Source organism: Pseudomonas sp. BF-B-15 (assembly GCF_019946675.1).
Lineage (GTDB): Bacteria > Pseudomonadota > Gammaproteobacteria > Pseudomonadales > Pseudomonadaceae > Aquipseudomonas > Aquipseudomonas migulae.
Map to the genome: position 1 here is coordinate 1 of NZ_JAGYFZ010000146.1, position 11267 is coordinate 11267.

8 protein-coding genes and 1 pseudogene are annotated in these 11267 nt (G+C 60.5%); 2 read left to right on the forward strand and 7 right to left on the reverse strand.

Features of this window, described 5'->3' with window-relative positions; genetic code table 11:
- Nucleotides 1-80: 80 nt before the first annotated feature.
- The 6 genes from KGA97_RS27530 to arcD (KGA97_RS27555) all read right to left on the reverse strand — a co-directional run bounded on the left by KGA97_RS27530 (nucleotide 81) and on the right by arcD (KGA97_RS27555) (nucleotide 7086).
- On the reverse strand, nucleotides 81-1589 hold the full coding sequence (locus tag KGA97_RS27530) for a sigma-54-dependent transcriptional regulator (protein ID WP_008027814.1): 1509 nt from the start codon (nucleotides 1587-1589) through the stop codon (nucleotides 81-83).
- A 203-nt stretch (nucleotides 1590-1792) separates the two neighbouring features.
- Nucleotides 1793-2155, reverse strand: coding sequence for a DUF5064 family protein (locus tag KGA97_RS27535; protein WP_008027817.1), 363 nt, complete (start codon nucleotides 2153-2155; stop codon nucleotides 1793-1795).
- Nucleotides 2156-2167: 12 nt separating this feature from the next.
- On the reverse strand, nucleotides 2168-3097 hold the full coding sequence (gene arcC / locus KGA97_RS27540) for a carbamate kinase (RefSeq protein WP_008027818.1): 930 nt from the start codon (nucleotides 3095-3097) through the stop codon (nucleotides 2168-2170).
- Between the two features lie 189 nt (nucleotides 3098-3286).
- Complete coding sequence (locus KGA97_RS27545; RefSeq protein ID WP_008027820.1) at nucleotides 3287-4297, reverse strand: ornithine carbamoyltransferase; 1011 nt, start codon at nucleotides 4295-4297, stop codon at nucleotides 3287-3289.
- A gap of 69 nt (nucleotides 4298-4366) precedes the next feature.
- The gene (arcA, locus tag KGA97_RS27550; protein WP_008027822.1) at nucleotides 4367-5623 is read right to left on the reverse strand and encodes an arginine deiminase; all 1257 of its coding nucleotides are present in this window, start codon (nucleotides 5621-5623) and stop codon (nucleotides 4367-4369) included.
- Between the two features lie 35 nt (nucleotides 5624-5658).
- Complete coding sequence (gene arcD / locus KGA97_RS27555; RefSeq protein ID WP_008038651.1) at nucleotides 5659-7086, reverse strand: arginine-ornithine antiporter; 1428 nt, start codon at nucleotides 7084-7086, stop codon at nucleotides 5659-5661.
- Nucleotides 7087-7544: 458 nt separating this feature from the next.
- On the opposite strand from arcD (KGA97_RS27555), the gene arcD (KGA97_RS27560) reads away from it, so the two are divergent.
- On the forward strand, nucleotides 7545-8972 hold the full coding sequence (gene arcD, locus KGA97_RS27560; RefSeq protein ID WP_008027826.1) for an arginine-ornithine antiporter: 1428 nt from the start codon (nucleotides 7545-7547) through the stop codon (nucleotides 8970-8972).
- Nucleotides 8969-9832: a DNA-3-methyladenine glycosylase family protein gene (locus KGA97_RS27565; RefSeq protein ID WP_223481861.1), complete on the forward strand. Its 864-nt coding sequence runs from the start codon at nucleotides 8969-8971 to the stop codon at nucleotides 9830-9832. The genes arcD (KGA97_RS27560) and KGA97_RS27565 overlap by 4 nt, the downstream gene beginning before the upstream one ends.
- A 34-nt stretch (nucleotides 9833-9866) precedes the next feature.
- Here KGA97_RS27565 and KGA97_RS27570 read toward each other — a convergent pair.
- Nucleotides 9867-11156, reverse strand: a pseudogene (locus tag KGA97_RS27570) (CoA transferase); the annotation flags it as partial.
- Nucleotides 11157-11267 lie beyond the last annotated feature (111 nt).

Below are 11267 nucleotides of genomic sequence, written 5' to 3' on the forward strand. Positions count from 1 at the left end.
GTCTTCAGCATCGCCATCGCCAGCAAGCCGGCTCCTACAGGTTGAGGTTCATCGAAAGAATCCGTTCGAACCAACAGCGATTACGGCTTATTGGGAATCCCGTACTTACGCAACCGATGGGCAATTGCGGTGTGGGAGGTTTGCAGGCGGCTGGCCAGTTGCCGCGTGGAGGGGTAGCTGACGTAGAGTTTTTCCAGCAGGGTCTTTTCGAACTCTTCCATCGCCTGCTCCAGGCTGTCGACTTCTGTGTCGCTCTGGCGCGCCACGGAGGTGCCGGCGATGTCGAGGTCGCCGATGTCCACCAGGCTGCTTTCGCAAATCGCCGCGGCGCGAAAGATCACGTTCTGCAGTTGCCGCACGTTGCCCGGCCAGCGGTTGCCCAGCAACGCCGGGTAAGTGCCCGGCGCTAGGCGACACACCGGTCGCTGAATCTGCGCGCAGGCCTGCTGCATGAAATAGCGCGCCAGCAGCAGAATGTCCTGGCCGCGTTCGCGCAGCGGCGGGACTTCGACGTTGAGCACGTTGAGGCGATAGAACAGGTCTTCGCGGAACGAGCCTTCGCTGACCATTTTTTCCAGATCGCGGTGCGTGGCGCTGAGGATCCGCACGTTGACCTTCACTTCACGATCACCGCCCACCCGACGGAAGCTGCCGTCGTTGAGGAAACGCAGCAATTTCGCCTGCAAATACGGCGACATTTCGCCGATCTCATCGAGAAACACCGTGCCCTGGTTGGCCAATTCCATTAGCCCCGGCTTGCCGCCCCGTTGCGCGCCGGTGAAGGCGCCGGGGGCGTAGCCGAACAGTTCGCTTTCGGCGAGGTTCTCTGGCAATGCCGCGCAGTTCAGTGCCAGGAACGGCGAGCTGTGCCGCGCGCTGATGGCGTGACAGGCCCGGGCGACGAGTTCTTTGCCGGTGCCGGTTTCGCCCTGGATCAACAGCGGCGCATCGAGGGCTGCAACCCGCTGCGCGCGGGCCTTGAGCGTACGAATCGCCGGGGATTCGCCGAGCAGCGCATCGAACCCTTCGGCATGGTCGTGGTGCAGCGCCGAGAGGCGTTCGCCGATGCGGTTCGGTTGATACAGCGTCAGCAGCGCGCCGGCGTCGGTGATCGGCGTGGCGTCCAGCAACAAGGTCTGACCGTTGACGGTGATCTCCCGCAGCGGCAGGCGAAAGCCGTGTTCCAGCAGGGCGTCGAGCAATGCGGGATCGGCAAACAGGTCAGCGACACTTTCACCGGCCGGTTCGCGACCGTACAAGGCAATCAATGCCGGGTTGGCCAGCAGCACCTTGCCGGCGCTGTCCAGGGCCAGTACCGGGTCGGTCATGGCCGCGAGCAGCGCATCGAGTTGCAAGTGCCGACGTTGGCCGGGAAGGATGTCGACCACCGTCATCGCCTGCACGCCGCGCACGCTGAGCAAGGCGTCGTGCAGCTCTTCGAGCACGTCCGGGCTCAGGGTCGGGGCGTCGATGTAGACGTTGGGCGGAACCATTTCCACCGCATCCAGATTGAGATTGCGCCCACCGAGCAGGGCCAGGACTTCCTGGGTGATGCCGACGCGGTCGATGAAGCTGACGTGGATACGCATGGGGCGGTTTTTTTATCTGACGTGCGGAGGGTGGCAAGTATGCCTTGGAGGAGGGGTTCAGGTGAAATCCGCTGATGGGATCGCAACCTGTAGGAGCCGGCTTGCTGGCGATCGCATCGCCTCGGTGCATCTGAAAAACCGAGGTGTTGCCATCGCCAGCAAGCCGGCTCCTACAGGTACAGCGTTCATCCAGGGGAATAGGGTTATTCGAAGTGTTCGATGTTCACCGGGTCGCCGGATTTCATATCCAACTGCTTGCGGATGTCTTCGAACATCAGATCGTAATGCTTGTGAACCGAGCCGATCTGACTATGGGTCTTCGGAATCCCGTACTTCTCGGCGATTTTCGTTACGTTGTTGGCGAAGTTGTAGGCTTCCTCCTTGCGCAGAAAGAAGGGCTCCTTCACGTCCTTTCCTTGAATACTGCCATGCAGGGTGAACTGAATTCCTTTCTCCCCCTTGGGATTCTTGCTGACTTCATAGTCGAGGTGCACGTTGTAGCTGACATCGTCCGGTGTCAGTGCATGGCGCTCAATGTGCAGGTGACCGGGCTCGAACTGTGCCATTGACGGTTCTCCTTATAAATAAGTAATGCCAGGTTTTGCCGTGCTGATGCGGGTGCCGGCCGTGCCCTGGACGATCGCCTCGATGTCCGAGAGTGAACCGATCACCGCGACCTTTCCAGTATGGCGCGCGAACTCGCAGGCTGCCTGAACCTTGGGTCCCATGGAGCCGGCGGCGAAGCCGAGTTTTTCCATTTCGTCAGGGTGCGCCTGGCCGATGGCCTTTTGTGTGGGTTTACCGTAGTCGATGAAGGCCGCGCTGACGTCGGTGGCAATCACCAGCAAATCGCTGTCCAGCTGTTCGGCCAGCAGCGCCGAGCACAGGTCTTTGTCGATCACCGCTTCCACGCCTTGCAGCTTGCCGTGGGCGCCGTACATGGTCGGGATGCCGCCACCGCCGGCGCAAATCACGATGCTGCCTTTTTCCAGCAGCCACTTGATCGGGCGGATTTCGAAGATGCGTTTCGGTCTCGGGCTGGCCACCACGCGGCGGAATTTGTCGCCGTCCGGGGCAATCGCCCAGCCTTTTTCGGCGGCGAGTTTTTCTGCTTCTGCCTTGGCGTACACCGGGCCGATGGGTTTGGTCGGATTCTGGAAGGCCGGGTCGTTGGCGTCGACTTCGACCTGGGTCAGGAGCGTGGCGAAGGGCACTTCGAAGTCCAGCAGGTTGCCCAGTTCCTGTTCGATGATGTAGCCGATCATGCCTTCGGTTTCGGCGCCGAGCACGTCCAGCGGGTAAGGCGACACCGAGGTGTAGGCCGCCGCTTGCAACGACAGCAGGCCGACCTGCGGGCCGTTGCCGTGGGCGATGACCAGTTCGTTGCCGGCATGGATCTTGGCGATCTGTTCGGTGGCGATCCGGATGTTGGCGCGTTGGTTGTCCGCGGTCATGGGTTCACCACGGCGGAGCAGGGCGTTACCGCCCAGAGCAACGACGATACGCATGATTCAGTCCTTTCAATAAAGAGATTACGAGCGACTCGGTTCCTCTGTCGAAACCCGGTAAATGTGGGAGCGAGCCTGCTCGCGATTACCATTTCACATTCAACAATGATGTTGGCTGTTACTCCGCTATCGCGAGCAGGCTCGCTCCCACAGGGGGTTGTGTGCCTGCAGGAGGAACCGGGTCAGCCGTTACAGGTCAGCCAGGGTCGACACCAGGATCGCCTTGATCGTGTGCATGCGGTTTTCCGCTTGCTCGAAGGCGATGCACGCTGGCGACTCGAACACGTCATCGGTGACCTCGATGCCGTTGGACAGGTGCGGATACTGCTCGGCAATCTGTTTACCGACCTTGGTGTCGCTGTTATGGAACGCCGGCAGGCAGTGCATGAACTTGGTGCGCGGGTTGCCGGTGGCTTTCATCAGTTCCGCGTTGACCTGGTAGGGCAACAGTTGCTGGATGCGTTCGGCCCAGGCTTCGACCGGCTCGCCCATCGACACCCAAACGTCGGTGTGGATGAAGTCCACGCCCTTGACCGCTGCTTTCGGGTCTTCGGTCAAGGTGATGCGGGCGCCGCTTTCTTCCGCGTATTTCTTGCAGCGCGAGACCAGATCATCAAGGGGCCACAGGGCTTTTGGCGCGCAGATGCGCACGTCCATCCCCAGCTTGGCGCCGATCAGCAGCAGCGAGTTGCCCATGTTGTTGCGCGCGTCGCCCAGGTAGGCGTAGCTGATTTCGTGGATCGGCTTGTCCGCGTGTTCACGCATGGTCAGCACGTCGGCGATCATTTGCGTCGGGTGGTACTCGTCGGTCAGCCCGTTGAACACCGGCACGCCGGCGAACTTGGCCAGCTCCTCGACGATTTCCTGCTTGAAGCCACGGTATTCGATAGCGTCGTACATGCGCCCCAGTACTCGGGCGGTGTCCTTCATGCTTTCCTTGTGGCCGATTTGCGAGGAATTCGGGTCGATGTAGGTGACGTTGGCGCCCTGATCATAGGCCGCGACTTCGAAGGCGCAACGGGTGCGGGTCGAGGTTTTTTCGAAGATCAGCGCGATGTTGTTGCCTTTGAGGTGTTGTTGCTCGGTGCCGGTGTACTTCGCGCGTTTGAGGTCACGGGACAGGTCGAGCAGGTAACGCAGCTCACGGGGCGTGTGGTGCTCCAGGCTGAGCAGGTTACGGTTGTGGATGTTGAACGCCATGATGATTCTCCTTGAGTTCGGTAATCGGCCCGGCCGCTACCGGGTCAGTGCGGCCGGGGGGATGGTCGTTTAGTAGTCGATTGGGTCGCGGATGATCGGGCAGGTCATGCAGTGGCCGCCGCCACGGCCGCGCCCCAGTTCACCGGCGCTGATGGTGATGACTTCCACACCGGCCTTGCGCAGCAGGGTGTTGGTGTAGGTGTTGCGGTCATAGCCGATCACCACGCCGGGTTCCACGGCCACCACGTTGTTGCCGTCGTCCCACTGCTCGCGTTCGGCGGCGAAGCTGTTGCCGCCGGTTTCCACCACGCGCAACGCTTTGAGGTTCAATGCCTTGGCCACCACGTCGAGGAAGTTGCCTTCTTCGCGACGGATGTCGATGCCCCCTTGTTTGCCTTCATCCGGGCGCAGGGTGAAGCCGACGATCTGGTTCACCACTTCCGGGAAAATCGTCACCAGGTCGCGGTCGCAGAAGCTGAACACGGTGTCCAGGTGCATGGCCGCACGGGACTTCGGCAGACCAGCGACGATGACTTTTTCCACAGCCTTGTTCTTGAACAGGTTCAGGGCCAACAAGCCGATGGCCTGACGGGATGAGCGTTCGCCCATGCCGATCAACACCACGCCGTTGCCGATCGGCATGACGTCGCCGCCTTCAAGGGTGGAACTGCCGTGTTCCTGGTCCGGATCGCCGTACCAGATTTCGAAGTCGGCGTTGGTGAACTGCGGGTGGAATTTGTAGATGGCGGTGGTCAGCAAGGTTTCCTGACGGCGCGCCGGCCAGTACATCGGGTTCAGCGTCACGCCGCCGTAGATCCAGCACGTGGTGTCGCGGGTGAACTGGGTGTTGGGCAGCGGCGGCAGAATGAAGCTGGAGTGGCCGAGGAAATCGCGGAACATCTGGATGGTCTTGCCGCCGAAACTGTCCGGCAGGTCATCGGCGGAGACGCCGCCAATCAGGAATTCAGCGATCTTGCGCGGCTCCAGGCTGCGCAGCCATGACTTCGTTTCATCGATCAACCCCAAACCGACCGAATTGGCGGTGACCTTGCGTTCCAGAATCCAGTCGAGGGCTTCAGGAATCGCGACGATGTCGGTCAGCAGATTGTGCATTTCCAGCACGTCGACCCCGCGTTCACGCATCTTGGTGACGAAATCGAAATGGTCACGCTTGGCCTGGGCGACCCACAGCACATCATCGAAAAGCAGTTCGTCGCAGTTGTTCGGGGTCAGCCGCTGGTGGGCCAGGCCGGGGGAGCAAACCATGACTTTGCGCAGTTTGCCGGCTTCGGAATGTACGCCGTACTTAACTTTTTCCGTGGTCATTACAGTGATCCTCCAGATGACAAAACAATCGGGTATTACAGGGTCAGGAAGCCGTCATACAGCCCGTAAGCTGCCACCAGGGCGCCCACGATGACGGCTGCAAAAATCAGCTTCTCGACGTTGGTGAAAATCGGTTTGCCGAGTTCTCGCTTGGCCTTGGCGAACAGGATGACCCCGGGCGCATAGAGCAGGGCAGACAACAGCAAGTATTTGGTGCCCCCTGCGTAAACCAGCCAGACCGCGTAGATCACCGCGATGGCACCGATGAGCAAATCCTTCGAGCGTTCGCCCGAGTCGTTTTCATAACTCTCGCCGCGCACCGCCAGCAGCAGTGCATAAGCCGCGGACCACAGATACGGCACCAGAATCATTGAAGTGGCGAGGTAGATCAGCGACAGGTAAGTACTGGCGGAGAACAACGTGATGATCAGGAACAGCTGCACCATCGCGTTGGTCAGCCACAAGGCATTGACCGGCACATGGTTGGCGTTCTCCTTGCGCAGGAATTCCGGCATGGTGTGGTCCTTGGCGGCGGCGAACATGATCTCCGCACACAACAGCACCCATGACAGCAACGCACCGAGCAGGGAAATGATCAGGCCGACGCTGATCAGCACCGCGCCCCAGTGACCGACCACGTGCTCCAGCACCGCGGCCATCGACGGGTTCTGCAGTTTTGCCAGTTCCGGTTGGGTCATGATGCCCAGCGACAGCACGTTCACCAGCACCAGGAACAACAGCACGGTGATGAAGCCGATCACGGTGGCTTTACCAACGTCGCTGCGCTTTTCCGCCCGCGCCGAGAAGATGCTCGCGCCTTCGATGCCGATGAACACCCAGACGGTGACCAGCATCATTTTGCGCACCTGGTTCATCACGCTGCCCAGGTCGGGGTTTTTCACGCCCCAGATGTCAGCGGTGAAGATGTCGAGCTTGAAGGCGAAAATCGCGATCAGCACAAACAGCAGCAGCGGCACGACCTTGGCGACGGTGGTCACCAGGTTGATGAACGCCGCTTCCTTGATCCCGCGCAGCACGAGGAAGTGCACGCCCCAAAGCAGCAGCGACGCACCAATCACAGCGGCAACGGTATTGCCTTCGCCGAAGATCGGGAAGAAGTAGCCGAGAGTGCTGAACAGCAGGACGAAGTAACCGACGTTACCGAGCCAGGCACTGATCCAGTAACCCCACGCGGAGGAGAAACCCATGTAGTCGCCGAATCCGGCCTTGGCGTAGGCGTAGACCCCGCCGTCCAAGTCAGGTTTGCGATTGGCGAGTGTCTGGAACACGAAGGCGAGTGTCAGCATGCCTACGGCAGTGATGGCCCAACCGATCAGCACCGCGCCGACGTCGGCACTGGCGGCCATGTTCTGGGGCAAAGAAAAGATCCCGCCACCGATCATAGAGCCGACAACCAACGCAACAAGTGCACCGAGTTTCAGTTTTCCGGGGGATTCAGACATTGCATGACTCCAATGCAGGAGAAGAGAGACAACAGAGTAGTTCTGTTAGCAATTCAGTCAGCTGACTTAGATCAGTGCATGGCTACATTCCATTGTTAATGAAAGACTTATGAACCTTTTCCGGGCATAACGGTATTTCCGGAAAAGCCCGGTCCAGAGGCCTCGACTCATACAAAAGGAATAACTCCAATTGCTTGGAACTTTTACGCTAGTTCGTTTTCTGCGTTCCGCAAATTTTTGACGCCGGTTTCAGGTATGGAATCGATTAATTAAGATTGACCCACAAATTCGCTCTTTGCCAAGACGCTAATAGAATCATCCGCTATAAATAACGGACATGACTTGGCGTTTTCTAATAAACGTTATTACGCTGTACCTATTTAGTTAAAACCAACCATGTGACGGTTTCCCGGCCGTGGTCATTCCCCGGTCACATCGGGAAAAATGGAGACGCAGGCATGTCGCAACCGACGCAAAAACTTCGCCTGAGCGCACTGATCGCGCTGGTGGTTGGATCGATGATTGGCGGCGGGATATTTTCCTTGCCGCAGAACATGGCCGCCCGTGCCGATGCCGGCGCGATATTGATCGGTTGGGCCATCACCGCCGTCGGAATGCTGACGCTGGCCTTCGTGTTCCAGACGCTGGCCAATCGCAAACCCGAGCTGGATTCCGGGGTGTACGCCTACGCGAAGGCAGGGTTCGGCGACTACATGGGGTTCTCGTCCGCGTGGGGGTACTGGATCAGCGCCTGGCTGGGCAACGTCGGTTACTTCGTTCTGCTGTTCAGCACCCTCGGGTACTTCTTTCCGGTGTTTGGCCAGGGCAACACGCCCATCGCCATCGGTTGCGCCTCGGTCCTGCTGTGGGCCGTGCATTTTCTGGTGCTGCGCGGGATCAAGGAGGCGACGTTCATCAATCAGTTGACCACCGTGGCCAAGATCGTGCCGCTGATCATGTTCATCGTCATCGCCGCCGTGGCGTTCAAGGCTGACATCTTTACCCGTGACATCTGGGGCCGCAGCAACCCGAATTTCGGCGGCGTGATGGATCAGGTGCGCAACATGATGCTGGTCACCGTGTTTGTGTTCATCGGCATCGAGGGCGCCAGTGTGTATTCGGCGCGGGCGGAAAAACGTTCGGATGTCGGCCGGGCGACGGTCATCGGTTTTATTGGCGTGCTGGCGCTGTTGGTGCTGGTGAACGTGTTGTCGTTGGGGATCATGAGCCAACCGGAACTGGCCAACCTGCAGAACCCGTCACTGGCGGCGGTGCTGGAACACATCGTCGGGCCCTGGGGCGCGTTGTTGATCAGCATTGGCCTGGCGATTTCGCTGCTCGGCGCGTTGCTCTCCTGGGCGCTGCTTTGCGCCGAAATCCTCTTTGCCACGGCCAAGGACAAGACCATGCCGGCCTTCCTGAAAAAGGAAAACGCCAACCATGTGCCGGTCAATGCGCTGTGGCTGACCAACGTGATGATCCAGCTTTTCCTGCTGATCACGCTGTTTTCCGCCGGGACTTACACCAGCCTGATCTACCTCGCGTCGTCGATGATTCTGGTGCCGTATCTGTGGTCGGCAGCGTATGCGGTGTTGCTGAGCGGGCGCGGCGAAACGTACGAGCACGCGTCGGCGGAACGCACCAAGGACTTGCTGATCGGCGGCATCGCGCTGAGTTATGCGGTGTGGCTGTTGTACGCCGGTGGGGTCAAGTATTTGCTGCTGTCGGCGTTGTTGTATGCACCGGGGGTGATTCTGTTCGCCAAGGCCAAACGCGAGCAGGGTGAACCGCTGTTTACAGCGATCGAGAAAGGGATATTTACCGCGGTCATCAGCGGCGCCGGTTTGGCGGCGTATGGCTTGTACAGCGGATTTCTGTCGTTGTGAGGTTGCGGCTGGCCTATCAGCCGCCCTATGACTGGCCGGCGATGCTGGGGTTCTTGTCGGCGCGGGCCGTGGCGGGTATGGAAACGGTGGTGGATGGCGTGTATTCGCGCAGCATCGGCCTGGACGGCGCTCACGGCACGTTTTCGATAAGGCCGGTGGCGGGCGATGCGCTGGAAGTGACGCTGGATTTTCCTGACCCGGCGGCGGTGCCGGAGATCGTTGCGCGGTTGCGACGGATGTTTGATCTGGATGCGGATTTAGCGGCGATTCATCGGTCGCTGAAGGCTGACCCGTTGATGGCGCGGCTGATTGCCGAGCGGCCGGGATTGCGGGTTCCGGGGACGTGGGACGGTCTGGAGCTGGCGATTCGTGCGGTTTTGGGGCAGCAGATCAGCGTGGTTGCGGCGATCAGGTTGGCGGGGAAGCTGGTGGTGCAATATGGGCCGCCTTTGGCGTCGGTTTTGCCCGGTATCACGCAGGTGTTCCCGGCGGCTGGCGTATTGGCGCAGGCGGATCTGGCGGCGCTGGGCATGCCGAAAAGCCGGGGCCGGACGTTGTCGGGTGTGGCCCAGGCGTTGCTTGATGATCCGTTGTTGTTTGAACCGGGGCGTGAGGGTGGTGTGGCTCGGTTGCTGGCGTTGCACGGGATTGGCGACTGGACGGCGCAGTACATCGCCTTGCGACAATTGCGCGAGATGGATGCATTTCCGAATGGGGATGTGGGGTTGATCAATGCGTTGTCGGCGCTTGAGGGGGAGCGGGTGACGGCTCGGGAGTTGTTGGCGCGGGCCGAGGGTTGGCGACCTTGTCGAGGGTATGCGGCGCAGCTTTTGTGGACATCACTGAGTCGGGCGGACTGAGCTGATCCGGGATTTTTAGTGACTGTTCGACCGCTATCGCCCACTGCAATGGCGTCCCGGTGATTTTCAGTGGCACATGAAGCCGATGCGCCGGCCCCCAAGGCGTCTGTTCAACCAACAAGTCCTGATCGTTTTCATCCTCTGCCCGCAGCGGCTCACTCGTCCCCGCCCCCTGTTCAATCAACAACTTCGCCGTCCGCGCCAGCGACAGCCGTGCCGACCCACCCCGTCCCAACAACGTGATCGCCGCAGCCGCCATCAAATACCCAGTGGCATGATCCAGCGCCTGCACCGGCAACGGCGTCGGCTTGTCCGCCTTCTTCCATTGCATCCCCGCTTCGGCAATCCCGCTGCTCATCTGCACCAGGCTGTCGAAGCCGCGGCGGTTCTGCCATGGTCCGCTCCAGCCGTAGGCGTTCAGGCAAACGTCGATCAGGCGGGGCGCGAGTGCCTGTCGTTCGGCGACGCCGTAACCCAGCCGTTCCAGCGCATTGGCGCGGTAGCCGTGGAGCAGAATGTCGGCGTCCTTGAGCAGGCTTTCGAACAGGATGCGATCTGCTTTGTCATGCAAGTCCAGGCGTGCGCAGCGTTTGCCCAAGGTGACTTCCGGCACCACACCGGGCTCGTTCCAGGTCGGTGGGTCGATGCGCAAAACGTCGGCGCCGAGGCCGGCAAGAAAGCGACTGGCGACCGGGCCGGCAAGCACGCGGGTCAAATCCAGCACCTTGATTCCGGCCAGTGGTCGTGCCACCGATCCTTGCCACGATGGCGACGATTCAGGGTTGCCGGCGCTGAACTGAATCAGTGGTTCAGAATTCACCGCCAGGCCCTGGGGATGCGCCTGCCATTGCGCCCAACTGCGCATTTCGGCGGCACAGCCACCGGCCTCGACCACGGCGTGTTCCAGATCGGTTTTCGCCCATTGCGCAACCTTGCTCGCTACGGCGGCGCGGTCGGCACAAGCACCGAGCACTTTTTCGGCCGCCGCACGGTGATGAGGCGCGTTGGTGTGCAGGCGGATCCAGCCGTCGCTGGTCGGGTAGTCGCCGGCCACCGGGTCCCAGAGTGGAGGAACGCTCCAGCCGACGGGACGGATCGACGTCGCGAACCAGAAAGACGCGAGGCGACGGTCGACTTCAAGGTTGGGCAAACGACCGGTGTGCTGGTGCAGTAACTCGCTGACCGCCTGGCCGGCAGCGGCAATGCTGGCGCTCGCCAGGTCAGTGACGGCGAACGCCGAGGGCAGGGCGCCCTTCGAGGTGAACGGAATCGGGGTGTGGGGCAAGCCGAGTGCGGCTTGAATGGACGTGAGTAAATCAGTCATCGAAGGCCCTCCGGAACGAGAGGCCGAGCATAGATCAAACAGCTGATGATGCGGGTGAAACCTGTAGGAGCGAGGCTTGCCCGCGAAGAACGATGATGCGGTCTACCTGGC